The 25946-nt window shown below is 46.3% G+C and carries 24 protein-coding genes and 3 pseudogenes; 25 read left to right on the top strand and 2 right to left on the bottom strand.

Annotated features, from left to right (window positions below; translation table 11 throughout):
• The first annotated feature begins 13 nt into the window (after positions 1 to 13).
• Together G4O42_RS12080 and holA are read left to right on the top strand one after the other, a co-directional pair.
• Positions 14 to 165: pseudogene (locus G4O42_RS12080) on the top strand (hypothetical protein).
• A gap of 39 nt (positions 166 to 204) precedes the next feature.
• Positions 205 to 1246 (top strand): annotated as a pseudogene (holA, locus tag G4O42_RS12075) (DNA polymerase III subunit delta).
• Between the two features lie 16 nt (positions 1247 to 1262).
• Here the strand turns inward: holA and rpsT are convergent.
• Positions 1263 to 1529, bottom strand: coding sequence for a 30S ribosomal protein S20 (gene rpsT / locus G4O42_RS12070; RefSeq protein WP_003152876.1), 267 nt, complete (start codon positions 1527 to 1529; stop codon positions 1263 to 1265).
• A 202-nt stretch (positions 1530 to 1731) separates the two neighbouring features.
• Here rpsT and gpr point away from each other — a divergent pair, with 202 nt between their 5' ends.
• The 12 genes from gpr (at position 1732) to mtaB (ending at position 15652) form a co-directional block, all read left to right on the top strand.
• Positions 1732 to 2838: a GPR endopeptidase gene (gene gpr / locus G4O42_RS12065; protein ID WP_007408268.1), complete on the top strand. Its 1107-nt coding sequence runs from the start codon at positions 1732 to 1734 to the stop codon at positions 2836 to 2838.
• Positions 2839 to 2905: 67 nt separating this feature from the next.
• The gene (gene spoIIP / locus G4O42_RS12060) at positions 2906 to 4099 is read left to right on the top strand and encodes a stage II sporulation protein P (protein ID WP_032873961.1); all 1194 of its coding nucleotides are present in this window, start codon (positions 2906 to 2908) and stop codon (positions 4097 to 4099) included.
• A gap of 16 nt (positions 4100 to 4115) precedes the next feature.
• Positions 4116 to 4454: a YqxA family protein gene (locus tag G4O42_RS12055; protein WP_007408270.1), complete on the top strand. Its 339-nt coding sequence runs from the start codon at positions 4116 to 4118 to the stop codon at positions 4452 to 4454.
• A gap of 132 nt (positions 4455 to 4586) precedes the next feature.
• Positions 4587 to 6422, top strand: coding sequence for a translation elongation factor 4 (lepA, locus tag G4O42_RS12050; RefSeq protein WP_014418416.1), 1836 nt, complete (start codon positions 4587 to 4589; stop codon positions 6420 to 6422).
• Positions 6423 to 6481: 59 nt separating this feature from the next.
• Positions 6482 to 7621: a radical SAM family heme chaperone HemW gene (gene hemW, locus G4O42_RS12045; protein WP_032873963.1), complete on the top strand. Its 1140-nt coding sequence runs from the start codon at positions 6482 to 6484 to the stop codon at positions 7619 to 7621.
• 80 nt (positions 7622 to 7701) lie between these two features.
• On the top strand, positions 7702 to 8733 hold the full coding sequence (gene hrcA / locus G4O42_RS12040) for a heat-inducible transcriptional repressor HrcA (protein WP_003152889.1): 1032 nt from the start codon (positions 7702 to 7704) through the stop codon (positions 8731 to 8733).
• A 59-nt stretch (positions 8734 to 8792) separates the two neighbouring features.
• Positions 8793 to 9368 (top strand): nucleotide exchange factor GrpE, encoded by a 576-nt coding sequence (gene grpE, locus G4O42_RS12035; protein ID WP_003152892.1) that lies wholly within the window; start codon positions 8793 to 8795, stop codon positions 9366 to 9368.
• A 24-nt stretch (positions 9369 to 9392) separates the two neighbouring features.
• Entirely contained in the window at positions 9393 to 11231 is a 1839-nt protein-coding gene (dnaK, locus tag G4O42_RS12030; protein ID WP_007408273.1) for a molecular chaperone DnaK, read from the top strand.
• 186 nt (positions 11232 to 11417) lie between these two features.
• Entirely contained in the window at positions 11418 to 12545 is a 1128-nt protein-coding gene (gene dnaJ / locus G4O42_RS12025; protein WP_003152895.1) for a molecular chaperone DnaJ, read from the top strand.
• A gap of 23 nt (positions 12546 to 12568) precedes the next feature.
• On the top strand, positions 12569 to 13504 hold the full coding sequence (gene prmA / locus G4O42_RS12020; protein ID WP_014418413.1) for a 50S ribosomal protein L11 methyltransferase: 936 nt from the start codon (positions 12569 to 12571) through the stop codon (positions 13502 to 13504).
• A 22-nt stretch (positions 13505 to 13526) separates the two neighbouring features.
• Positions 13527 to 14297, top strand: coding sequence for a 16S rRNA (uracil(1498)-N(3))-methyltransferase (locus G4O42_RS12015; protein WP_032873965.1), 771 nt, complete (start codon positions 13527 to 13529; stop codon positions 14295 to 14297).
• Positions 14297 to 15652, top strand: coding sequence for a tRNA (N(6)-L-threonylcarbamoyladenosine(37)-C(2))-methylthiotransferase MtaB (gene mtaB, locus G4O42_RS12010; RefSeq protein ID WP_015417847.1), 1356 nt, complete (start codon positions 14297 to 14299; stop codon positions 15650 to 15652). The genes G4O42_RS12015 and mtaB overlap by 1 nt, the downstream gene beginning before the upstream one ends.
• 39 nt (positions 15653 to 15691) lie before the next feature.
• On the opposite strand, the gene G4O42_RS12005 is transcribed toward mtaB, so the two are convergent.
• Positions 15692 to 16618, bottom strand: a complete 927-nt coding sequence (locus tag G4O42_RS12005) for a Na/Pi symporter (RefSeq protein WP_007408277.1) — start codon at positions 16616 to 16618, stop codon at positions 15692 to 15694.
• A 171-nt stretch (positions 16619 to 16789) separates the two neighbouring features.
• Between G4O42_RS12005 and rpsU the strand changes: the two genes are divergently transcribed.
• From rpsU to G4O42_RS11950, 11 genes and pseudogenes are all read left to right on the top strand, one after another.
• Entirely contained in the window at positions 16790 to 16963 is a 174-nt protein-coding gene (gene rpsU / locus G4O42_RS12000) for a 30S ribosomal protein S21 (protein WP_003152957.1), read from the top strand.
• A 14-nt stretch (positions 16964 to 16977) separates the two neighbouring features.
• Entirely contained in the window at positions 16978 to 17424 is a 447-nt protein-coding gene (locus tag G4O42_RS11995; protein WP_007408278.1) for a GatB/YqeY domain-containing protein, read from the top strand.
• Positions 17425 to 17546: 122 nt separating this feature from the next.
• Positions 17547 to 18863: an NfeD family protein gene (locus tag G4O42_RS11990; RefSeq protein ID WP_032873967.1), complete on the top strand. Its 1317-nt coding sequence runs from the start codon at positions 17547 to 17549 to the stop codon at positions 18861 to 18863.
• A 24-nt stretch (positions 18864 to 18887) separates the two neighbouring features.
• Entirely contained in the window at positions 18888 to 19880 is a 993-nt protein-coding gene (gene floA, locus G4O42_RS11985; RefSeq protein WP_014418409.1) for a flotillin-like protein FloA, read from the top strand.
• A 27-nt stretch (positions 19881 to 19907) separates the two neighbouring features.
• Positions 19908 to 20342, top strand: coding sequence for a hypothetical protein (locus tag G4O42_RS11980; protein WP_032873969.1), 435 nt, complete (start codon positions 19908 to 19910; stop codon positions 20340 to 20342).
• A 56-nt stretch (positions 20343 to 20398) separates the two neighbouring features.
• The gene (yqfC, locus tag G4O42_RS11975; RefSeq protein WP_003152966.1) at positions 20399 to 20680 is read left to right on the top strand and encodes a sporulation protein YqfC; all 282 of its coding nucleotides are present in this window, start codon (positions 20399 to 20401) and stop codon (positions 20678 to 20680) included.
• A 17-nt stretch (positions 20681 to 20697) separates the two neighbouring features.
• Positions 20698 to 21922, top strand: a pseudogene (gene yqfD, locus G4O42_RS11970) (sporulation protein YqfD).
• The gene (locus G4O42_RS11965) at positions 21886 to 22845 is read left to right on the top strand and encodes a PhoH family protein (protein WP_007408283.1); all 960 of its coding nucleotides are present in this window, start codon (positions 21886 to 21888) and stop codon (positions 22843 to 22845) included. Before yqfD ends, G4O42_RS11965 begins: the two are co-directional and overlap by 37 nt.
• An 80-nt stretch (positions 22846 to 22925) precedes the next feature.
• Entirely contained in the window at positions 22926 to 25058 is a 2133-nt protein-coding gene (locus G4O42_RS11960; protein WP_007408284.1) for an HD family phosphohydrolase, read from the top strand.
• Entirely contained in the window at positions 25059 to 25532 is a 474-nt protein-coding gene (ybeY, locus tag G4O42_RS11955) for an rRNA maturation RNase YbeY (RefSeq protein ID WP_032873971.1), read from the top strand.
• Positions 25513 to 25887: a diacylglycerol kinase family protein gene (locus G4O42_RS11950; RefSeq protein WP_015240233.1), complete on the top strand. Its 375-nt coding sequence runs from the start codon at positions 25513 to 25515 to the stop codon at positions 25885 to 25887. The genes ybeY and G4O42_RS11950 overlap by 20 nt, the downstream gene beginning before the upstream one ends.
• Positions 25888 to 25946: the final 59 nt, after the last annotated feature.

Raw genomic sequence — 25946 nt, 5'->3', positions numbered from 1 at the left:
TACTGGAATTGTTTTGAAAAATCTAGAAGTGATGGTAACGTTTTCTGTTCTTGTGATTATCGCCTTTTTACAAGCAGACCCGGGAGCATGTGAATCAGGCGTTTATTATAAATGAGGAAGCTGTCCTTAAAGCTTCCTCTTTACTATTTGCCGAACTCAATTTAGGATAGAAGGGGATCAAGAAAGAGAGGAAGTCATACGATCATGGTATTTGATGTTTGGAAAGCCCTGAAAAAAGGGGATGTCCGCTCCGTTTATTGCTTATACGGAAAAGAAACGTATCTGCTCCAAGAGACTGTCAGCCGGATCAGACAAGCTGTCGTTGATGAGGAGACAAAGGATTTTAACCTGTCTGTTTTTGATCTTGAAGAAGATCCGCTTGACCAGGCCGTAACCGATGCGGAAACGTTTCCGTTTATGGGAGAGAAGCGGCTGGTCATCGTAAAAAATCCGTCTTTTTTAACAGGGGAAAAAAAGAAAGAAAAAATAGAGCATAATACAGCCGCTCTGGAGACTTATCTGAAGGAGCCTGCACCTTACACGGTCTTTGTGATTGTGGCTCCGTATGAGAAGCTGGACGAACGGAAAAAGCTGACGAAAGCGCTGAAGCAAAAAGCCCTTATGATTGAAGCTAAGGAGCTGAATGCAAAGGAGACGACTGATTTTACGATTAATCTGGCGAAATCCGAAAATAAAATGATCGATACAGAAGCTGCCGAGCATTTGGTTCTGCTTGCAAACGGCCATCTGTCTTCCATATATCAGGAAATACAAAAACTCTCCGCCTACACCGGTGACAGACATGAGATCACACTTGAAGATGTCCGGGAGCTCGTCGCAAGAAGTTTGGAGCAGAATATTTTTGAGCTGATCAACAAAATCGTGAACCGAAAACGGACGGAAAGTCTTCAAATATTTTATGATCTTTTAAAACAAAACGAAGAACCGATCAAAATTATGGCGCTGATCGCCAACCAATTCCGTCTGATTATGCAGACGAAGTATTTTGCAGGACAAGGATACGGCCAAAAGCAAATCGCTTCCAACTTAAAGGTGCACCCCTTCCGGGTAAAGCTGGCGATGGATCAGGCGAGGCTTTTTTCTGAAGAAGAGCTGCGGCGTATTATAGAAAGACTCGCAGTGATGGATTATGAAATGAAAACGGGGAAAAAGGACAAGCAGCTCTTGCTGGAGCTCTTTCTCCTTGAGCTTCTCCGGACTGAATGAAAAAAACGATCCCCGTTAAAGGGATCGTTTTTGTATTATGCAGAAAGTCCGTTCACTTGTTTCGCAAGTCTAGATTTGTATCGAGCTGCGGCATTTTTGTGTACAAGACCTGTTTTCACTGCTTTATCAATGCGTTTCGCTGCTTCAGAAAGAGCAGTTTTCGCTTTATCCGCTTCGTTGTTAGCAACAGAAGCTTCAACTTGTTTGATTGCAGTACGCATAGCAGATTTGATTGTCGCGTTATGAGCGCGGCGTTCGTTGTTTGTTTTTGTACGTTTAATCGCTGATTTAATGTTTGGCATGTGTTTCACCTCCTAAGATACAACCTGTAGCACAGTGTCTTAAGGTTAAATCTTCTTCACAATAGAACAAATTGTATTCTATCAAACAGAACTTTAGATTGCAATATAAATGTAAAGTATTTTTCGTTGATGGGTAAATTCGCATGATTCGTTTTGTAAATGGCCACACTATGTACCACGATGATTGAAGGAGGTCTTCCCCGTGAAAAACAACGAACTGGATGTCAATCAATTTCTGATACGGACGGATTTAGCGGTAGAAACGAAACAGGCGGTAAAAGACGGACAAGCCGGTCAGAAAAAAGAAATAAACGGGTTTATTGAAAAAGAACGCGACAAGGGCGGCATTAAAGTCAGAACCGTCGATATTACCAAAGAAGGCGCCGAGCTATCGGGGAAAAAGCAGGGACGCTATGTCACGATCGAAGCTCAAGGGGTTCGGGAACACGACTCTGACATGCAGGAAAAAGTAACGGAAGTGTTTGCCGAGGAATTTTCCGCCTATTTGTCTGCATTAAAGATTCCAAAGGATGCAAGCTGTTTGATCGTCGGTCTGGGCAACTGGAATGTGACGCCGGATGCGCTCGGCCCTCTCGTGACCGAAAACCTACTTGTGACAAGGCATCTGTTCAGGCTTCAGCCTGAAAATGTGCAGGAAGGGTACAGGCCGGTCAGCGCGCTTGCTCCCGGTGTGATGGGATTAACGGGAATTGAAACGAGCGATATTATTCAAGGTGTCATCAAAGAATCAAAGCCGGATTTTGTGATCGCGGTAGACGCTCTTGCGGCAAGAGCCGTTGAAAGGGTGAACACGACCATCCAATTTTCTGATACGGGCATTCACCCGGGATCAGGCGTCGGCAATAAGAGAAAAGAATTAAGCAAGGAAACGCTCGGCATTCCCGTCATCGCAATCGGGGTACCGACTGTCGTTGATGCGGTTACGATCGCAAGCGATACGGTGGATTATATATTAAAACATTTCGGCAGAGAGATGAAAGATGACAGCCCGTCAAGATCTCTGGTGCCCGCCGGAATGAACTTCGGCAAAAAGAAGGTGCTGACAGACGAAGACCTTCCCGGAGAAAAAGAACGCCAATCCTTTCTCGGTATTGTCGGCACGCTGGACGAAAACGAAAAGCGCCAGCTGATTCACGAAGTGCTTTCTCCGCTCGGCCATAATCTGATGGTCACGCCGAAGGAGATTGACACCTTTATTGATGATATGGCGAACGTACTTGCAAACGGGTTAAACACCGCCCTTCATGAAAAAGTGTCACAAGATAACAAAGGTTCTTATAATCATTAAAGTGGTTCTACCTCCTCTAGCTTGTTCATAGAGTAATTACTAGACAAGCGCTGGAGGGATTCAAATCATGAGAAAAAAACGCAGAAACCGTCAAATTGTCGTTGCAGTAAACGGTGGAAATGCGCTCAAGGGCATGTTTTTGTTTATGACAAGCCTTATCGTTATTTTCGTATTATCGGGTGTGCTCACATCGCTTCGCCCTGAACTGAGGCTTTCTTCGGATTCTCTTCACGGAATTGCCGGAGAACTTCCGGGTGACGCGTTTGCACACCTCCTCGGCATGGAAAATCATTATTTCGCCTCAGAGCTTCCTGAAAAAGACTCTTTTCAGCTGTCCCGGCTTTCCTTAAAACTGGCGACAAGCATTAATATGGAAGACCCGCGGAGTTTCTTGGGACGTGAGCTGCCGGGATTTGCCCAATATGATACGGAGATCCTTCTGGCGGGGCAGGGGACGGATTATACGAATATGCCGGCTGAATCTCCGCCGCCGTCAAAAGTGATGGAAAAAGAAAAAGAAGTGAACCTGGCAGAAATCGAAAACAAAACGAAAAAAGAAGAAACGGCGCCGCCGAAACATTCAACAGGCAGCAAAAAAGTCGTCTTTATTTACCACACTCATAATACCGAATCCTACCTTCCTCTGTTAAAGGGGGAAACAAATCCGGATAACGCCCGCCATTCGAAGGCCAATGTCACGCTTGTCGGAGATATGTTCGGAAAAGCGCTTGAAGCGCAAGGTGTAGGAGCGACCGTAGATAAAACCGACATTCAGGCCCGCCTGAACAAAGACGGCTTAAATTATGCGCGAAGCTATGACGAATCAAGGCCGGTCGTAAAAAGCGCGCTCACCAAAAATAAAAACCTGCAATATACCATAGACATTCACCGGGATTCCCGCCGCAAGAAAAATACGACAGCCGACATCAAAGGAAGAAGCTATGCCAGAGTCGCCATCGTCGTCGGCAAAAAAAGCGCTAATTTTGAAGAAAACTATAAACTCGCAAGTGAACTTCATAAGCTCATGGAGAAAAAATACCCCGGCTTAAGCGTCGGTGTTTTATCTAAAGGCTCTCCGGGAGATAATGGAGTGTACAACCAGGATTTAAACGACCGGTCGCTTCTGCTGGAATTCGGGGGCGTGGATAACAATCTTGAAGAACTGAGGCGCGCATCAGATGCCGTGGCCGATGTGTTCAGCGAACTGTACTGGGATGCAGAAAAGGTCAGTTCGCAATCAGGAGAGAAGAAAAAACAATAGAAATCAGGTGATTCGAATGATCCGTTTTACCGGCAAATGCCTGCTGATCGCCATTGTCATGTTTTTCGGCGTATTGTTCGGCATGCAGCAGGCAAACAGCGGAATGCTTGATATGAAAGGATACAAAGATCCCTCCTTAAAAGGAGCGTTCACGCTCGGCGGCGGAGAAGGACAGGAAAAAGAAGCTTCCATTTTGGGGCAAACCGTTACGGCGAAAGATCTGGAAGAAAAACAAAAACAGCTGGAACAGGCGGAAACCTTCAACTTGTTTTCAAAAGCCGGGGAAACCCTTTCAAATACCGTGACGGACTCGGCGCAGGCGATGTATGAGTGGGTTTCGAAACTGAACCGTTAGCATTGATGAAGAGAAAAGCGGATGATTCCTTAAAGGAAGCTTTTCTCTTTCTTGTTTTAATTGAATGTTTACAATCCTATTGATATAATCTAAGCTAGTGTATTTTGCGTTTAATAGTAGGAGTGATAGATTGTGACAGATAAAGAAAAGCGTTTAGAGAGGCAGTCAAGAATCCGGAATTTCTCCATCATCGCCCACATAGACCACGGCAAATCGACCTTGGCGGATCGGATTTTAGAAAAAACATCGGCGATCACCCAGCGGGAAATGAAAGAACAATTGCTTGATTCAATGGACCTTGAACGCGAACGGGGAATTACCATCAAATTAAATTCCGTTCAGCTGAAATATAAAGCAAAAGACGGAGAAGAATATATATTCCATCTCATCGACACGCCCGGACACGTCGACTTTACATATGAAGTATCGCGAAGCCTGGCTGCCTGTGAAGGCGCGATTCTCGTTGTTGATGCGGCTCAGGGAATAGAAGCGCAGACATTGGCGAACGTCTATCTGGCGCTTGATAATGATCTTGAGATTCTTCCTGTCATTAATAAAATCGATCTTCCGAGCGCAGAGCCAGAACGTGTGCGTCAAGAGGTTGAGGACGTTATCGGCCTTGACGCTTCAGACGCCGTCCTCGCTTCAGCGAAAGCGGGCATCGGCATCGAAGACATTTTAGAACAGATCGTAGAAAAAGTGCCGGCTCCCGCGGGAGACCCGGAAGCTCCGCTGAAAGCGCTCATCTTTGACTCGCTTTATGACGCGTACCGCGGAGTCGTCGCGTATATCAGAGTCGTAGAAGGAACGGTCAAACCGGGCCAGAAAATTAAAATGATGGCAACCGGAAAAGAGTTTGAAGTGACAGAAGTCGGTGTGTTCACGCCGAAAGCAACTCCGACAGATGAACTGACTGTCGGCGATGTAGGCTTTTTAACTGCTGCGATTAAAAATGTCGGTGACACACGCGTCGGTGACACGATAACAAGCGCGGCCAATCAGGCTGCCGAAGCATTGCCTGGATATCGCAAGCTGAACCCGATGGTGTATTGCGGTTTGTATCCGATCGATACGGCCAAATACAACGATTTAAGGGAAGCTCTTGAGAAACTTGAACTGAATGACTCATCGCTTCAATATGAAGCAGAGACATCCCAAGCGCTCGGATTCGGTTTCCGCTGCGGATTTTTAGGTATGCTTCACATGGAAATCATCCAGGAGCGGATTGAGCGTGAGTTTAAAATCGACCTGATCACAACGGCACCGAGTGTTATCTATGATGTGTATATGACAGACGGCGAAAAGGTTGTTGTCGACAACCCGTCCAACATGCCTGACCCACAAAAGATCGAAAGAATCGAGGAGCCGTATGTAAAAGCGACAATGATGGTGCCGAACGATTATGTCGGTGCGGTGATGGAGCTTTGCCAAGGAAAACGCGGCAATTTTATCGACATGCAATATTTAGACGCAAATCGTGTCAGCATTGTCTATGACATGCCATTAGCGGAAATCGTCTATGAGTTTTTTGATCAGCTGAAATCAAGCACAAAAGGCTACGCGTCCTTTGATTACGAGCTGATCGGCTACAAACCGTCCAAACTTGTCAAGATGGACATTATGCTGAACGGAGAAAAAATCGACGCCCTTTCATTTATCGTGCATCGCGATTACGCGTACGAACGCGGAAAAGTAATTGTGGAAAAACTGAAAGAGCTTATTCCGCGCCAGCACTTTGAAGTACCGATTCAAGCAGCGATCGGCCAGAAAATCGTGGCCCGCTCTACCATTAAAGCGATGCGTAAAAACGTATTGGCTAAATGTTACGGCGGAGACATCTCGCGGAAACGGAAGCTTCTTGAAAAACAAAAAGAAGGAAAACGCCGGATGAAGCAGGTCGGCTCAGTAGAAGTGCCGCAGGAAGCGTTTATGGCCGTTCTTAAAATGGATGACAGCCCGAAAAAATAACGGAAGCCGCCGCAGTCCCGCGCTGCGGCTTCTTTCTGTAAAGAAGAAGGTGTTTCAAAATGAAATCAGCTTATATTCATATTCCGTTTTGTGAGCATATCTGCCACTATTGCGATTTCAATAAATATTTTATTCAAAGCCAGCCTGTCGATGAGTACTTAAACTCACTCGAAAAGGAAATGATAAATACAATAGAACGGACGGGACGGCCTGATCTCCGTACGATTTTTATCGGGGGAGGCACGCCGACATCGCTTTCACCCGTCCAGCTGGAAAAATTGATGGATTCCATTCACCGCGTGCTGAAGCCTTCTGACGGACTCATAGAATTTGCCGCGGAAGCGAATCCGGATGATTTGTCCCCGGAAAAATTAAAAATTATGAAAAATGCCGGTGTCAACCGGCTGAGCTTCGGTGTTCAAACCTTTGAAGATGAGCTTTTACAAAAAATCGGCAGAGTGCATAAACAAAAGGACGTATTCACTTCCTTTGAACGTGCGAGGGCTCTCGGCTTCGAAAACATCAGTCTCGATTTGATGTTCGGCCTGCCGGGGCAGACGCTGGCCGATCTTGACAATTCCGTCAAAACGGCTTTATCTCTTGATGCGGAGCACTATTCCGTTTACTCGCTGATCGTAGAGCCGAAAACGGTGTTTTATAATTTAATGCAAAAAGGCCGCCTGCATCTCCCGGCGCAAGAACAAGAGGCCGAGATGTATGAAACGGTCATGAGGCAGATGAGTGAAGCGGGCATCCGTCAATACGAGATCAGTAACTTTGCAAAGCCCGGATACGAGTCGCAGCATAATCTGACGTATTGGAGCAATGAAGAGTATTTCGGTTTTGGCGCAGGCGCTCACGGATATATCAGCGGGACGCGCACCGTCAACGCCGGGCCTGTGAAACATTACATGCAGCTCATCGAAGAAAAGGCGCTGCCTTACCGTGACACGCACAAGGTGACACGTGAGGAGCAGATTGAAGAAGAAATGTTCCTCGGTCTCAGAAAAATGTCCGGCGTACAAAAGCAAGCTTTTCTCGATAAATTCGGACGCTCGGTCGACGAACTGTTTCCCGATGTTCTCAAAGATTTAACCGAAAAAGGCCTGATCTGTGACGCGGAAGAATCGGTTGCATTAACGCATGAGGGCAAATTATTAGGAAATGAGGTTTTTGGTGCTTTTTTGGGTGAGTTATAATTGACATTTTTCTTTTGGTTTGTTACTTTTGATATAGAATTAGCACTCGCTGACCTTGAGTGCTAACAGGGGTGATGATGATGTTAACAAATCGTCAGCTGTTGATCCTGCAAGTGATCATTAATGATTTTATACAATCAGCGCAGCCTGTAGGATCAAGAACTCTTTCAAAAAAAGACGAGATTACATTCAGCTCTGCAACGATCAGAAACGAGATGGCTGACTTGGAGGAATTGGGCTTTATTGAAAAAACCCATTCATCCTCAGGACGGATTCCGTCGGAAAAAGGGTACAGGTATTATGTCGATCATTTGCTGTCACCCGTCAAGCTGACAAAAACCGATCTGGATTTAATTCACTCGATATTTAAAGAAAAAATCTTCGAGCTGGAAAAAACAGTCCAAAAATCAGCGCAAATCCTGTCCGATCTGACAAACTACACATCGATTGTCCTCGGGCCGACGCTGAGCGAGAACTATCTTAAACAGATTCAAATCGTTCCGATCCAGCCGGATAAGGCGGTCGCCATCCTCGTCACGAACACGGGGCATGTCGAAAACCGCACCATCAATTTCCCGGCTAAAGTGGATTTGGCCGATATTGAAAAACTGGTCAATATATTAAACGATCGATTAGCGGGCGTGCCGATGGACGAACTGAATGAGCGCATTTTCAAAGAGGTTGTCACATATTTAAGGCAGCATATCGCCAACTATGACAGCATACTTGAATCGCTCCGCTCCACATTCCATCCGGCGGCCCACGTCGAGAAATTGTTTTTCGGCGGAAAGATCAACATGCTGAATCAGCCGGAGTTCCATGATATTGAAAGGGTCCGCTCGCTCTTATCTTTAATTGAAAAAGAGCAGGATGTTCTGAAGCTGTTTCAGTCATCAAAAGCCGGGATTTCAATCAAAATCGGGAAAGAAAACGACTACGAAGAAATGGAAAACTGCAGTTTAATCACGGCCACCTATACAGTTGATACGAAACAGATCGGATCAATCGCGATTATCGGGCCGACGCGCATGAATTATTCAAGAGTCGTCAGCCTGCTGCAGCACGTGACTTCGGACTTGTCAAAAGCATTCACAAGTTTGTATGATGAATAAGGGAATTTTGGCAATCATTTTCAGTCATCTTTTTACAGCATTTGAGGGAGGTGAACACAATGTCAGAAGAAAAACAAACCGCAGAACAGGTTGAAGCAGCAGAACAAGAAGAAGTGACAGAACAGGCAGAACAAGCCGCTTCACAAGAGCAGCATGAAGAAACGGCAGGTCAGGAAGAAGCCCTTCAGCACCAAATTGATGAATTGCAGGGTTTGCTTGATGAAAAAGAAAACAAGCTTTTGCGTGTTCAAGCAGACTTTGAAAACTATAAACGACGCAGCCGCCTTGAAATGGAAGCTGCTCAGAAATACCGTTCTCAAAACGTCGTAACGGAAATCCTTCCGGCTCTCGACAACTTTGAACGGGCGCTACAGGTAGAAGCTGAAAGCGAGCAGACAAAAAGCTTGCTGCAAGGTATGGAAATGGTCCGCCGCCAGCTGATGGACGCACTTGAAAAAGAAGGCGTAGAAGCCATCGAAGCTGTCGGTCAGGAATTTGATCCGAACCTTCACCAAGCCGTCATGCAGGTGGAAGATGAAAACTTCGGCAGCAATATTGTTATCGAAGAACTGCAAAAAGGCTACAAACTGAAGGATCGCGTCATCCGTCCTTCAATGGTAAAAGTGAATCAATAACTACATAGCAGGAGGTAATTCAAAGTGAGTAAAGTAATCGGAATTGACTTGGGTACGACAAACTCATGTGTGGCAGTGCTTGAAGGCGGAGAGCCTACAGTCATCGCCAACGCTGAAGGAAACCGTACGACTCCGTCAGTCGTTGCATTTAAAAACGGCGAGCGCCAAGTAGGGGAAGTGGCGAAACGCCAATCAATCACAAATCCTAACACAATCATGTCTGTTAAACGCCATATGGGTACTGACTATAAAGTGGAAATTGAAGGAAAAGACTACACGCCTCAAGAAGTGTCAGCTATTATCCTTCAGCATCTGAAAGCATATGCTGAAAGCTACCTCGGCGAAACAGTTTCAAAAGCCGTTATCACGGTTCCTGCATACTTCAACGATGCTGAGCGCCAAGCGACAAAAGATGCCGGTAAAATCGCCGGTCTTGAAGTAGAGCGTATTATCAACGAGCCGACTGCAGCAGCGCTTGCATACGGACTTGATAAAACGGATGAAGACCAAACAATTCTTGTTTACGACCTTGGCGGCGGTACGTTTGACGTATCTGTTCTTGAACTTGGCGACGGCGTGTTTGAAGTCCGTTCAACTGCCGGTGACAACCGTCTTGGCGGGGACGACTTTGACCAAGTCATCATCGATCATCTCGTAGCAGAATTCAAAAAAGAAAACGGCATTGATCTTTCAAAAGACAAAATGGCGCTTCAGCGTTTAAAAGATGCGGCTGAAAAAGCGAAAAAAGATCTTTCCGGCGTATCATCCACACAAATTTCTTTACCGTTTATCACGGCGGGAGAAGCAGGTCCTCTTCACCTTGAGCTGACACTGACCCGCGCTAAATTCGAAGAGCTTTCCGCTCACCTTGTTGAGCGCACAATGGCTCCTGTCCGTCAGGCTCTTCAAGATGCGGATCTTTCTGCAAGCGAAATCGATAAAGTTATCCTTGTCGGCGGATCAACACGTATTCCTGCCGTACAGGAAGCAATCAAAAAAGAAACGGGTAAAGAAGCGCATAAAGGCGTAAACCCTGATGAAGTTGTAGCGCTGGGTGCAGCGATTCAAGGCGGCGTCATCACTGGAGACGTAAAAGACGTTGTTCTTCTTGACGTTACACCGCTTTCTCTCGGTATTGAAACAATGGGCGGCGTGTTCACGAAACTGATCGACCGCAACACGACAATTCCGACGAGCAAGTCTCAAGTATTCTCAACCGCTGCTGACAACCAAACAGCTGTTGATATCCATGTTCTTCAAGGTGAGCGCCCGATGTCTGCCGACAACAAAACGCTCGGCCGCTTCCAGCTTACTGATATCCCGCCTGCACCGCGCGGCGTACCGCAAATCGAAGTTTCTTTCGATATTGACAAAAACGGTATCGTAAACGTAAGAGCGAAAGACTTAGGCACAGGAAAAGAACAAAATATTACAATCAAATCTTCTTCAGGTCTTTCTGATGATGAGATCGAACGCATGGTAAAAGAAGCGGAAGAAAACGCTGACGCTGATGCGAAGAGAAAAGAAGAAATCGAAGTCCGCAACGAAGCTGACCAGCTTGTGTTCCAAACGGAAAAAACATTAAAAGATCTGGAAGGCAAAGTGGACGAAGAGCAAGTGAAAAAAGCAAACGACGCGAAAGACGCGCTGAAAGCCGCTATCGAGAAAAACGAAATTGAAGACATCAAAGCGAAAAAAGATGAACTTCAAACAATCGTTCAAGAGCTTTCTATGAAGCTTTACGAAGAAGCGGCGAAAGCGCAGCAGGCTGAAGGCGGAGCAAACGCTGAAGGCAAAAAAGCGGACGACAACGTTGTCGATGCGGAATACGAAGAAGTAAAAGACGACGAAACGAAAAAATAAGTTCTTTCCCGCATAGGCTATAGGCGGAAGAACACACAGCATATTCTGATTCAACAGACAGAAAGTCAAAGTCAGGCATCTCTTGGCTTTGACTTTTTTTCTTGCCCGGGATAAAAGGAATTGAAAAAACATAATTCAAAATGATACAATCTAATTTATGTGAGAAATTCGGGAGAGTGAAGCGAGATGAGTAAGCGTGATTACTATGAAGTGCTTGGGGTAAGTAAGAGCGCTTCAAAGGATGAAATCAAAAAAGCCTATCGGAAGCTTTCAAAAAAATATCATCCTGATATCAATAAAGAATCCGGAGCAGATGAAAAATTCAAAGAGGTAAAAGAAGCGTACGAAGCGCTCTCAGACGACCAAAAACGCGCTCAATATGACCAATTCGGCCATACAGACCCTAACCAGGGATTCGGCGGCGGTTTCGGAGGCGGCGGAGACTTCGGCGGCTTCGGTTTCGATGACATCTTCTCAAGCATCTTCGGAGGCGGCACGAGACGCCGTGACCCGAATGCGCCGCGGCAAGGCGCGGATCTGCAGTATACAATGACCCTGTCATTTGAAGACGCGGCTTTCGGAAAAGAAACGATCATTGAAATTCCGCGCGAAGAGAATTGCGAAACATGTAAAGGGTCTGGCGCGAAGCCGGGAACAAAGCCGGATACGTGCTCGCACTGCGGAGGTTCAGGCCAGCTGAACGTCGAACAGAACACGCCGTTTGGCAAAGTGGTTAACCGAAGAGTCTGCCACCACTGTGAAGGAACAGGAAAAATCATCAAAAACAAGTGTTCTGACTGCGGCGGCACGGGCAAAGTGAAAAAACGGAAAAAAATCAATGTCACGATTCCTGCCGGTGTGGATGACGGACAGCAGCTGCGCGTTCCGGGCCAAGGTGAACCGGGCGTGAACGGAGGGCCTGCGGGAGATCTGTTTGTCGTATTCCATGTGCGCGCCCACGAGTTCTTTGAGCGCGACGGAGACGATATTTATTGCGAAATGCCGTTAACGTTTGCCCAAGCGGCACTCGGAGACGAAGTGGAAGTGCCGACGCTTCACGGAAAAGTGAAATTGAAAATACCTGCCGGCACACAAACAGGCACGAAATTCAGATTAAGAGGCAAAGGCGTTCAGAACGTCCGGGGCTACGGACAAGGCGACCAGCACATTGTCGTCCGCGTCGTCACACCGACGAATCTGACAGACAAACAAAAAGACATCATCCGCGAGTTCGCTGAAGTCAGCGGAAACCTGCCGGATGAACAAGAAATGAGTTTCTTTGACAAAGTAAAACGCGCATTTAAAGGCGAGTAATGATTGGATAGGAGTTGGTAGTTTTGAAATGGTCCGAAATCAGCATTCACACAACACATGAAGCGGTCGAACCCATCTCAAATATTTTGCATGAAGCTGGTGCGAGCGGGGTTGTCATCGAAGATCCGCTTGATTTAATGAAAGAGCGTGAGAATGTTTACGGGGAAATCTACCAGCTCGACCCCAATGATTACCCCGATGAGGGTGTCATTGTCAAAGCGTATCTGCCGATCAACAGTTTCCTCGGCGAAACGGTGGACGGCATTAAAGAGACGATTAATAATCTGCTTTTGTACGACATTGATTTGGGCAGAAACAAAATCACCATTTCTGAAGTGAATGAAGAAGAATGGGCAACAGCTTGGAAAAAGTATTATCATCCTGTGAAAATTTCTGAAAAGTTCACGATCGTTCCCACATGGGAAACGTACACACCTGTTCATACAGATGAACTGATTATCGAAATGGACCCGGGTATGGCATTCGGTACCGGAACGCATCCGACAACAGTTCTGTGCATTCAGGCGCTTGAACGTATCGTTCAAAAAGGCGACCGTATCATTGATGTCGGCACCGGTTCAGGAATTTTAAGCATCGCGGCCGCCATGCTTGAGGCCGAATCGGTTCATGCGTATGACCTTGATCCGGTCGCTGTTGAAAGCGCGCGTCTGAATGTGAAATTGAACAAAGTGAGTGATACGGCCGAAGTGAAGCAGAACAATTTGTTAGACGGCATCACGGGCGAACATGATGTCATTGTCGCAAATATTTTGGCAGAAGTGATTCTCCGCTTTACATCACAGGCGTACGACCTGCTCAAAGACGGAGGCCATTTTATCACTTCAGGCATTATCGGCCAGAAAAAACAGGAAGTAAAAGAAGCGTTGGAAAAAGCCGGCTTTACTATCATAGAAATTCTGTCTATGGAAGATTGGGTCAGCATCATCGCGAAAAAATAACAGTTAGTAGGTGTCACAGCGTATGCAACGATATTTTATCGAGCTCACGAAGCAGGAGATGGACGAAACTCCTGATTTTCAAATCACGGGGGAAGACATCCACCATATAGCGAACGTCATGAGAATGAGTGCGGGAGACCGGATTATCTGCTGTTCGAAAGACGGCCATGAAGCGTTTTGCCTGCTTAAAGAGGTTTCTAAAGATCATATATCATGCAGCATTGCTGAGTGGACGGGTGAAAACCGTGAACTGCCTTTGAAGATCAGGATCGCAAGCGGCCTTCCGAAAGGTGATAAGCTTGAATGGATTATCCAAAAAGGGACCGAGCTGGGGGCAAGTATGTTCATCCCTTTTCAAGGCGCCAGATCCGTTGTTAAGCTAGACGACAAAAAGGCAAAGAAAAAACGGGAGAGATGGGCGAAAATCGCGAAGGAAGCGGCGGAGCAATCGTACCGCAATGAAATTCCCGAAGTGAAAACCGTTCATACGTTCCGGCAGCTGCTTGAAATGGCGGAGAATGTCGATAAATGTGTCGTTGCATACGAGGAGTCATCAAAGCAGGGAGAAACGGGCGCTTTCGCCGCGGAGCTCAAAAGCCTTCCGCAAGGTTCGTCTCTTTTAATCGTATTCGGCCCTGAAGGCGGTCTGACTGAGTCTGAAGTTCATCAGCTTTCAGAAAAAGGCGCCGTCTTATGCGGCCTCGGACCGAGAATTTTACGGACTGAAACTGCGCCTCTTTACGCGTTAAGCGCAGTTTCCTATCATACAGAGTTATTAAGAGGTGATCAGTAATGGCAACTGTTGCTTTTCATACCCTTGGCTGCAAGGTCAACCATTATGAAACAGAAGCAATCTGGCAGCTGTTTAAAGATGCGGGTTATGAACGAAAAGAATTCGAACAGACAGCAGATGTATATGTCATTAATACATGTACGGTAACAAACACGGGAGATAAAAAAAGCCGTCAAGTCATCAGACGGGCGATCCGCCAAAATCCTGACGGCGTCATCTGCGTAACAGGGTGCTATGCGCAAACCTCTCCGGCAGAAATAATGGCCATCCCGGGTGTTGACATCGTCGTCGGCACGCAGGATCGTGAAAAAATGCTCGGTTACATTGAGCAGTACAGGGAAGAGCGCCAGCCGATCAACGGCGTCGGCAATATTATGAAAGCACGCGTGTTTGAAGAGCTGGATGTTCCCGCTTTTACTGACCGCACAAGAGCGTCGTTAAAAATCCAAGAGGGCTGCAACAACTTCTGTACGTTCTGCATTATCCCTTGGGCGCGCGGCCTGCTTCGTTCCCGCGATCCGGAAGAAGTCATTAAACAGGCGCAGCAGCTGGTGGATGCCGGCTATAAAGAAATCGTCCTGACGGGGATTCATACGGGCGGCTACGGCGAAGATATGAAAGATTATAATTTCGCCAAGCTTCTCCGCGAGCTTGATACACGTGTAGAAGGATTGAAGCGGATCAGAATTTCATCTATTGAAGCAAGCCAAATCACTGATGAAGTAATTGAAGTGCTGGATGCGTCTGATAAAATCGTCCGTCACCTTCATATCCCGATTCAGTCAGGATCAAACACCGTTCTGAAACGGATGAGACGCAAATATACGATGGAATTTTTCGCGGACCGTTTAAATAAGCTGAAAGAAGCGCTGCCGGGTCTAGCCGTCACATCTGATGTCATCGTCGGTTTCCCGGGTGAAACGGAAGAAGAATTTATGGAAACATACCGGTTCATTAAAGAACATAAGTTTTCAGAGCTTCACGTATTCCCTTACAGCAAACGCACCGGAACACCTGCGGCCAGAATGGAAGACCAGGTTGACGAGAACGTGAAAAACGAACGGGTGCATAAGCTGATCGCGCTGTCTGACCAGCTTGCAAAAGAATACGCCTCCGATTATGAAGGAGAGGTTCTGGAAATCATTCCTGAAGAGACGTTTAAAGAGTCTGATGAAGACGGCATGTTCGTCGGCTATACGGACAATTACATGAAAGTCGTCTTCAAAGGCACGGAAGATCTAATCGGCAAACTTGTCAAAGTCAAAATTCAAAAAGCGGGCTATCCGTACAATGAAGGACAATTCGTCCGCGTCGTTGAGGATGAAATGACCCGAAACATGCGCATGTCTTCATAACATATGTAAAAAAACCGGTGCCTTCCCGCATCGGTTTTTTTACGGTTTCGGAGGAATCAGCCTGTCAATCAGCCGGTAAAACAAATGTGTGAACGGCAGAAACAATAGGGCGGTGACTACGTTAAATAACAGGCTGAAATGCGCAATCATCTGCGCGGGATCATCAGACAGGCGCTCCGTAAAACCTGCTGATGCGGACAGGAAGGGAAATACGAGCAGCACGCCGAGAATATTAAACACAACGTGAGCACCGGCGGTCTGTCTGGCGGCATAACCGCCTGAAACAGCAGCCATGACGGCCGTGACGCATGTCCCGATATTAGATCCCAGAACGACGCTGACCGCTTGTTCAATGCCGATCACCCCTTCGTTCATAAAACTCATCAAAATGCCGATGCAGACGGAGCTTGAATGAATGATTGCCGTCAATATCATACCGATAAAAAGAGCGGACCAGCTCGAATCATTCACATGTCGCAAAACCTCCGCCCCCGCCTTCATTTCTGTCAGCGGAACGGCGAGCCGGCTGAAGCATGTGATGCAAAAAAAGATGATGCCGAGACCGAGGAAGCTTATGCCGATCTGCCTGAACGGATATTTACGGAGGAGGATAAACACAAGGCCTCCGATAAAAAGCACCCAAATGAGCACATCCATCTTTATGGCTAAAAACTCCGTCGTAAACGTGGAGCCGACATTCGTGCCGAGAATCATCGGAATGGTCCGTTTAAAAGATAAAGCGCCTGCGCTGACAAAGCCGATGACAATGACCATGAAGGCTGAGCTGCTCTGAAGAAAACCAGTGAACACGATGCTTATGAGAAAAGCTTTCAAAGGGTGGTCGGTAAATAAGAGCAGGCTTTTCTCAATTTTTGAATACGTTAATGCGATCAGCCCCTGCCTGAGCAGGCTCATTCCGAGTAAAAAAACCAGGATAAGTGCGGTAAAGAGAATCAGTATCATCAAACGAAACACCCCTTTCCATCATTATATAGACAAGCAGCCTTATTCATGACGGAAAAGTGAGCTCGCTTAGTTGACCTGACTGATGGCTTATATTATAATGTCAAAGTACATGTTTATATATGTATCTTTTTAAAGGTAGTCGATTGGTGTATTCGGAGGGAGGGAAAGAGAATGTCAAAAACGGTCGTTAGAAAAAACGAATCGCTTGAAGATGCTCTTCGTCGCTTCAAACGCAGTGTATCAAAGACAGGTACTTTGCAAGAAGCAAGAAAGCGCGAATTTTATGAAAAACCTAGCGTAAAGCGCAAGAAAAAGTCAGAAGCTGCTAGAAAACGCAAATTCTAAAAGAGGGTGGATTTATGAGTCTTCTTGAGCGACTTAACCAAGATATGAAGCTGTATATGAAAAGCCGTGAGAAAGACAAACTGACTGTCGTTCGAATGGTGAAAGCTTCACTTCAAAACGAAGCAATTAAGCTTAAGAAAGACAGTTTGACCGAGGATGAGGAACTTACTGTCCTATCTCGTGAACTTAAGCAACGTAAAGACTCCCTCCATGAATTTTCAAACGCTAATCGTTTAGATTTAGTAGATAAAGTTCAAAAAGAGCTGGACATTTTAGAAGTTTATTTACCGAAGCAGCTTTCTGAAGAAGAGCTGCAGACAATCGTAAATGAAACCATCGCTGAAGTCGGTGCGAGCTCCAAAGCGGACATGGGCAAAGTGATGAGTGCTATTATGCCTAAAGTAAAAGGTAAAGCTGACGGCAGCGTAATTAACAGACTCGTCAGCAGTCAATTATCTTAATTGACAAGAAAAAAGACATCTTTCCTTGAGAGATGTCTTTTTTTATACATAAAAAAATGAAACTAAAGTACATTTGTTACGTATATAAAGAAGAACGAAACGGGAAGGAGGGTATATTTGCCTTGTTCCGAAAAAAAACCGGAATTGCTGTTGCTCTATTGGGCTTATTTGTATTATCTTTATTAGGGGTTCAATTGAACGTGAAAGCTGATCACCCATCGGTTTATGTCATCCCGGTTGAGAAAAATGTCGAACAGGGGCTCGCCTCGTTTTTATCGCGTTCTTTCAAAGAAGCGAAGGAGTCCGGCGCGTCACACATTATTCTTGACATCAATACACCGGGAGGCGCCGTTCAATCAGCCTTGGATATTGCGGATATCATCGGCCGCGCGGATGTGCCTGTTACCGCTTACGTTAATAAACGGGCGCTTTCTGCCGGAGCGTATATAGCGCTTCAGGCAGATGAAATCTACATGGCGCCGGGCGGAAAAATGGGTGCCGCAGCCATCATCGACGGAAAAGGAAACGCGGCGGACAAAAAGGCCCAATCACTGTGGCATGCAGAAATGGAGGACGCAGCGGTTAAAAACAACCGAAATCCGAAATACGCCCTGGCCATGGCAGATCCCGCCATTAATGCAAAGGAAGCGGGCGCCCCAAAGGGAAAACTGCTGACACTGACAGCTGAAAAAGCCAAGGAAGTCGGATATTCGGAGGGCACGGTTTCAAACCTTGATGCTCTATATACAAAGCTCGGTTTTGACAAAGCGGATGTTCACCATGCAGAAGAAGGTTTCGTCGGCAAACTGGGCCGATGGCTGACAAATCCGTTTGTTGTCCCCGTCTTATTAACGCTTGCTTTGCTTGGTTTGACCATTGAATTGTTCTCGCCGGGCCTCGGGATACCGGGTGCCGTCGGACTGACGGCCATGCTGCTGTTTTTCACCGGGCATATCGCTGCCGGATTCGCCGGCTATGACAGCGTATTCTTATTTTGCGCGGGCTTCGTTTTTATCCTTTTAGAGATATTCCTGCCCGGAGGCATAATCGGTCTTATCGGTATTGCAGGCGTCATCGCGAGCCTCTTTCTCGCTGCGGGTAGCTTTACCGTAATGGCGGTTTCTCTCTTGATCGCCATTGCTGTGTCTATTACAGCCTTTATCATATTAACAAGGGTGTTGGGGAAACGAATGAAATTCTTTAAAAAATTAATATTAACTGATTCAACAAGCACGGAGAGCGGTTATGTTTCAAATCAGAACCGGACGGAGCTGTTGGGAAAAGTCGGCGTTACCGCTACAGCCCTCAGACCGTCAGGCACCGTCATTATTGATGATGAACGTCTGGATGTCGTCTCGGAAGGATCATTCACTGAAAAAGACAGACAGGTGAAAGTAGTGAAAGCGGAAGGCTCACGCATTGTCGTGAGAGAAATATAGATGATAACCTTGAGGAGGAATTAGATGGAACTGTCAAGTTTGGCGATTTTAGCATTAGTTGCTGCTGCCATTATTGTGTTAGCCATATTCTTCACCTTTGTACCGGTGATGCTATGGATTTCGGCGCTTGCGGCAGGAGTCAGAATCAGCATTTTCACTTTGGTCGGGATGAGGCTGCGGCGCGTCATACCAAGCCGCGTTGTCAATCCGTTAATTAAAGCGCACAAAGCCGGCCTATCCGCAACAACAAATCAGCTCGAAAGCCATTATCTGGCCGGAGGTAATGTCGACAGGGTGGTCAATGCCCTGATTGCGGCACAGCGCGCCAATATTGAGCTGACATTTGAACGCTGCGCAGCCATTGACCTGGCCGGGCGTGATGTATTGGAAGCCGTACAGATGAGCGTCAATCCGAAGGTCATTGAAACACCGTTTATCGCGGGTGTCGCCATGGACGGAATTGAAGTAAAAGCAAAAGCCAGAATCACGGTAAGAGCCAATATTGAGCGCCTTGTCGGAGGAGCGGGAGAAGAGACGGTTGTCGCCCGTGTCGGAGAAGGGATTGTCTCGACAATCGGTTCTTCACACAATCATAAAAAAGTACTTGAAAACCCTGATATGATTTCGCAGACCGTACTTGGCAAAGGGCTGGATTCAGGCACTGCATTTGAAATTCTTTCGATTGACATCGCCGACGTTGATATCGGCAAAAACATCGGAGCGATTCTTCAGACGGATCAGGCAGAAGCAGACAAAAACATTGCGCAGGCCAAAGCGGAAGAGCGCCGCGCCATGGCGGTCGCCCAAGAGCAGGAAATGCGCGCTCGCGTAGAAGAAATGCGTGCGAAAGTCGTGGAAGCAGAAGCCGAAGTGCCGCTTGCGATGGCAGAAGCGTTGCGTGAAGGAAACATCGGCGTCATGGACTATATGAACATAAAAAATATCGACGCGGATACGGACATGAGGGATTCTATCGGCAAGCTGACGAATGACCAGCAAGATGAAGACCAACAATAACCTCTCTATTAAGGAGGGAGCCGCTATATGCACGAGATTCTGACAAATCCGCTCGTCATTGCCGCCGTCATCGGCATTATATCGGCAATATTCGGCAAGAAAAACAAAGATGAAAAATGTCCGCCGGGTACACGTCCCGGAAATCAGGCAAAAAAGCAGGATCAAAAACAGCCGCAGAAAGAGCATAAGCCGGAAGCGGAAGAATTGCCTGCCGTTTCAGAAGAGAACCCTTTTGAGCAAAAAAGAAGGGAAGCTGAACAGCGCCTTTCGGAGACGGAGCAGATGTTTAACGGGCTTGAACATAAGCTGACATCCCCACGCGCACGAAACGCGTCTCTGAAGAAATCAGCCCTCAAAATAAATAAAGAAACTGCGGTCCAAGGCATTATATTCAGTGAGGTTTTGGGGCCGCCCCGTGCAAAAAAACCGCACCGGACCATGCGGAACATCGGTAAAAAATAAAGTGTTAGAACCCCTTTTCAAATCATACATATGAGATGAAAGGGGGTTCTTTTTTTATGGGGCAAAGAAAGAATCGTGTAAAGGCATGGCTGACAAGAGCATTGGAAATTCCCCCGGACGTTATGATGGATCTGCCTCGTATTACGATGGTCGGCAGACTTCATATCTACATAGAGAATCACAGAGGCCTCCTGCTGTTCAGCGAAGAAGAAGTCAGGCTGATGCTCAAGCAGGGGCAGTGTATCATATCAGGAAAAAACTTGGTCATTAAGGCAATCCTTCCTGAGGAAATCCTTTTGGAAGGCACGATAGATCACGTACGATATGTCGATTCATAAAGCCGGGGGGAAATAATGTGAAAAACAAATGGCTGTCATTTTTTTCGGGTAAAGTCCAAATGGAAGTCAAAGGAAAAGGAATTGAACGGCTGCTGAATGAATGCACGAGAAACGGAATCGCCATCTTTGCGGTGAAAAAAAAGCAAGACTGTGTTCTGCTGATGATTCAGCTTCAAGATGTACATGCTTTCAGAAGAGTCATCAGAAAACATGAATGCAAAGCAAGCTTTACAAAAAGAAAGGGTCTTCCCTTTCTGCTTCTCAAATCAAAATTAAATCTGGGTTTCACTGCGGGATTTGTGATATTTTTTGTTATATTGTTTCTTTTGTCCAACATGATTTGGGAAATTGATATTAAAGGGGCCAAGCCAGAGACCGAGCATCAGATGGTAAAGCACCTTGAAGAAATCGGTGTAAAAAAAGGCCGTTTGCAATTTTTAATGATGACGCCGGAGAAAATTCAAAAATCATTAACAAACGGTATCGATAATATTACGTGGGTCGGTGTGGAATTGAACGGGACAGCCCTTCATATGAAAGTGGTCGAAAAAAACGAACCGACAAAAGAAAAGTACGTGAGCCCCCGCCATATCGTTGCCAAAAAGAAGGCGGTCATCAAAAGGATGTTCGTGCAAAAGGGGCAGCCGATGGCTTTTGTGAACGATCATGTTGACAAAGGACAGCTCCTCGTCTCAGGACTGATCGGAAATGAAGACCGGAAAGTTGCCTCAAAAGCGGAAATTTACGGAGAAACATGGTACAAGTCAGAAGTAACCGTGCCTCTTGAAACATCATTTACGCTATATACGGGTAAAGTAAGGACGAAGCACAAGCTGTCTTTCGGATCATGGGGCGTGCCTTTTTGGGGCTTTGAATTTAATGAGAAGCCGCTGAAACATCCGAAAACAGAGGAAGAAAAGCATCCGTTTCAATTTCTGGGGATGAAGCTTCCGGTTTCTTACGTTCAAGAACAGACAAGAGAAAGTGAAACATCCGTGCGGACTTATACGAAAGGCGAAGCGGTTCAGGCCGGTATCAAAATGGGAAGACAAGATGTAGAAAAGCGATTAAACGGCAGCGGAGAGGTGGAAAGTGAAAAAGTTTTGCACCAATCCGTTGAGAATGGTAAAGTAAAGTTGATTATTCTCTACCAAGTTATAGAAGATATCGTTCAAACCACACCTATTGTTCAGGGAGACTAAAGAATGGCAGAACATTTACTTGCGATTAATCACAAACTGAAAAGCCCGGACGAAGCACTTTCTTTGTTCGGCAGCCAAGATGCTTTTTTACATTTAATGGAGAAGGATCTGGGCATTAGCCTCATCACACGCGGTGAAACCATTTACGTTTCCGGGAATGATGAAACATTTGAGATCGCTGACAGATTATTGGGCTCGCTCCTTACTTTAATTCGCAAGGGGATCGAGATTTCGGAACGTGATGTGCTGTATGCCGTGAAAATGGCAAAAAAAGATGAACTGGACTATTTTGAAAGCATGTATGAAGAGGAAATAACGAAAACGGCTAAAGGCAAACCGATCCGTGTCAAAACCATCGGCCAAAGAGAATATGTGGCGGCGATGAAGAAAAACGACATGGTGTTCGGCATCGGGCCGGCGGGAACCGGCAAAACTTATTTGGCGGTCGTAAAAGCGGTGCACGCTTTAAAAAACGGCCACATTAAAAAAATCATTTTAACAAGACCCGCTGTGGAAGCCGGCGAGAGCCTCGGCTTTCTGCCCGGAGATTTAAAGGAAAAAGTAGATCCTTATCTGCGCCCGCTGTATGACGCGCTCCATGATGTGCTCGGAAGCGACCATACGGAGCGTCTTATGGAAAGAGGGGTTATCGAAATCGCCCCGCTTGCCTATATGAGAGGGCGGACGCTTGACGACGCGTATGTGATTCTTGATGAAGCCCAGAATACCACTCCCGCTCAAATGAAAATGTTTTTGACGAGATTGGGTTTTGGCTCTAAAATGATCATTACGGGCGACGTAAGCCAAATTGACCTGCCGAAAGGCGTCACATCGGGACTTGCAGTAGCGAAGGACATGCTGAAGGACGTAAACGGCATCTCCGTGATTGAACTTGACCAGACAGATGTGGTCAGGCATCCGCTTGTTGCAAAAATTATTGAAGCTTATGATAAGCAAAAGTAATGCAAAAATGACCCGATCTCCCGTTATCGGGTCATTTTTATATGATGTGTTCCTGATGTTTCAGGGAGGAGGTTCTTGTTTTGAAAAAGAAGGGAAAGGGCAAAAGCGCCCGGGAACGGTTCCGCAGTTTCAGACATGCCCGCTCAGCCCATGTGCTGCTGTACCTGCTGCTTTCAGCGATCATGTTTGGTTTGCTCTTTATTCATGTAAAACCTGAATCACTTAATTTGGATTTGTTTGCAGTCAGTGATAAGACGATTTACGCGCCCGCCACAGTGGAAGATCAGCAGGCGACGGAATCGAAAAAGCAGGCGGCCGAAGATGCGGTGGAAGACCAATACACTCTGAAAAAAGGCTATACCGACAACCGGCTTGACCTGATCACTTCCATTTTTGACAGCATCGGCGAAGTGAAAAAAGATGCGGAAAAAGACAAAAAGTCACCTTCGGAAAAATCACTGGTAAAATCGGTGAAAAACAAGCTGACACAGGATGTCAATGAATCCGTCTCGGAAGATGCCATTAAATCGCTTCTCCATGCAAACAATGAAGATTTCTCATTTGTGAGGGATTCCGTCATTACCGCGGTGAATACGGTGATGAGCAGTGAAATTCCTTCTGAAAAGCTTGCTGAAGCGAAGGATAAGGTCGCAAAAGAGCTGAAAAGCGCTTCTGTGCCGTCAAAATATTTAGCGGCTGCGACTGAAATCGGAAAATACGCGGTCATCCCGAATTACGTATTTGATCCGAAAGCGACCGATGAGAAACGCCAGGAAGCGTCAGACAGCGTCCAGCCGGTACAGATCAAACAGGGACAGGTTCTCGTGGAAGAGAATGATCTGATCGACCGGGAAGTATACAGGAAGCTTGAACTGACGGGTCTTTTGAATAATTCCAACCTGTTAAAACCGATCAGCGGTCTGCTTCTGATGATCGGTCTGTTTATCGCCACGCTTGTCTACTATTTTGAGAAACAGCAGCAGGAGCTTAAGCTGAAAAATAAATCTCTTTTGCTGTTTTCTATCATTACAACGCTTATTCTCGTCATTATGGAAGTCGTCAGTCTCTTTCAGAAGATTGAATACACCAATATCGGCTATCTTGTGCCGATCGCCGCCGGCGCGATTTTAATCAGGCTGCTGCTCAATGAAAGGCTCGCCATTTTAGGAAGCATCATTCTGGCGATCTGCGGCAGTATGATGTTTAATCAGGGTGTGACGGGAACATTTAATTACGTCATCGGCATTTACTATTTAATCAGCAGCATTTCAGGCATTCTGTTTTTGGGAAAACATAATGCGAGATCAAAAATATTGCAGACGGGACTGTTCGTCTCATTTATTAATATGATTATCGTGCTGTCGCTTTTATTAATACAAAATACGGCGCTGTCACCGGTTGAAATCGGAACGCTGATGCTGATGGGGGTCGTCTCGGGACTTGCTTCATCCGTTTTGATTATCGGTCTGATGCCGTTTTTTGAGACGGGATTCGGCATTCTTTCAACGATGAGACTGATTGAACTGTCTAATCCGAATCATCCCCTGCTTCGAAAGATTTTAACGGAAACACCCGGTACATATCATCACAGCGTCATGGTGGCAAATCTATCGGAAGCGGCTTGTGAAGCCGTAGGGGCAAACGGTCTTTTAGCACGGGTCGGAGCGTATTATCACGATCTCGGCAAAACGAAACGTCCGCAATATTTTATTGAAAATCAGATGAATATGGATAATCCGCATGACAAGCTGTCTCCGCAGCTCAGCAAAAATATCATTATCGCACATACGACAGACGGTGCGAATATGCTCAGAAGCTATAAGTTTCCGAAAGAGCTTGTGGATATCGCGGAGCAGCATCACGGAACGTCCCTTTTGAAATTCTTTTATTATAAAGCGAAAGAAAAGGGCGACCAGATTACAGAGAAAGAGTTCCGCTACCCGGGGCCGAAGCCGCAATCGAAAGAAGCGGCTATTATCTCAGTGGCCGACAGCGTTGAAGCCGCCGTCCGTTCCATGCATAACCCCAATCCCGAGCGGATCGAAAAACTGGTGCGGGGAATTATATCCGACAAGCTTCAGGACGGACAATTCTCAGAATGTGATCTCACGTTCCGAGAACTGGATACGATCGCAAAAACACTATGTGCGACTTTAAAAGGAATTTTCCACTCCCGGATTGAATATCCGGAGGCTACGAAGAAGGTGAAATAAATGGGTTTACTCATAGATATTATTGATGAAACGAACAGCGTCTCAGCTGATGCGCTCCAAGAAGTGGAGAAGCTGCTCCAATTCGCGGCGGAAAAAGAAGGCGTTCAGGATCAGGCTGAAGTATCGGTCACGATTGTGACAAATGAGGAAATCAGAGAAATCAACAGAGACTACCGGGGAAAAGACACTCCGACTGACGTCATTTCGTTTGCGCTTGAAGAAGAAGGCGAAGACGAGGTTGAAATCGTAGGCGCCGACATGCCGCCTGTTTTAGGAGATATTATCATCAGCGCTGACAGAACGAAAGAGCAGGCGGAAGAGTACGGCCATTCATTTATGAGAGAGCTCGGTTTTCTGGCCGTCCACGGCTTTTTGCATTTGCTTGGCTATGATCACATGACAAAAGAAGAAGAGGAAGAAATGTTTTCAAAGCAAAAGGATTTGCTGGATGAGTATGGACTCACGAGATCATAAAAACGAGTGGAGCAGGTTCCTGAAGAGCTTTGTCCATGCATGGAGGGGAATCTGGAAAACGGCGCGGTCAGAGCGGAATTTTCAATTTCATATTACCGCGGCCTGCGCCGTTATCGTTTGCGGTTTTCTCACCGGGCTGAGCACAGCCGAATGGGCCGTTGTTTTGATGCTGATCGGAGGGATGCTTGCTTTGGAGCTTTTAAATACGGCGATAGAGCATGTTGTGGATTTAGTTACCGATCAGTATCACCCGCTCGCAAAAGCGGCAAAGGACGCGGCCGCCGGAGCCGTTTGCGTCTTTGCCGTAATATCGTGTATCATTGGTTTACTCATCTTCTTGCCGAAGATATGTTAGCAGAAGATTCTTACAATTATTTTACATTGCCAAAAATGGGCGTGAAAAACCAATCATAA

Source organism: Bacillus sp. LUNF1 (assembly GCF_011008975.1).
In the GTDB taxonomy this organism is placed as follows: domain Bacteria; phylum Bacillota; class Bacilli; order Bacillales; family Bacillaceae; genus Bacillus; species Bacillus velezensis.
The sequence above is the reverse complement of the archived record's forward strand: the minus strand, read 5'-3'. Positions and strand labels throughout refer to the sequence as shown.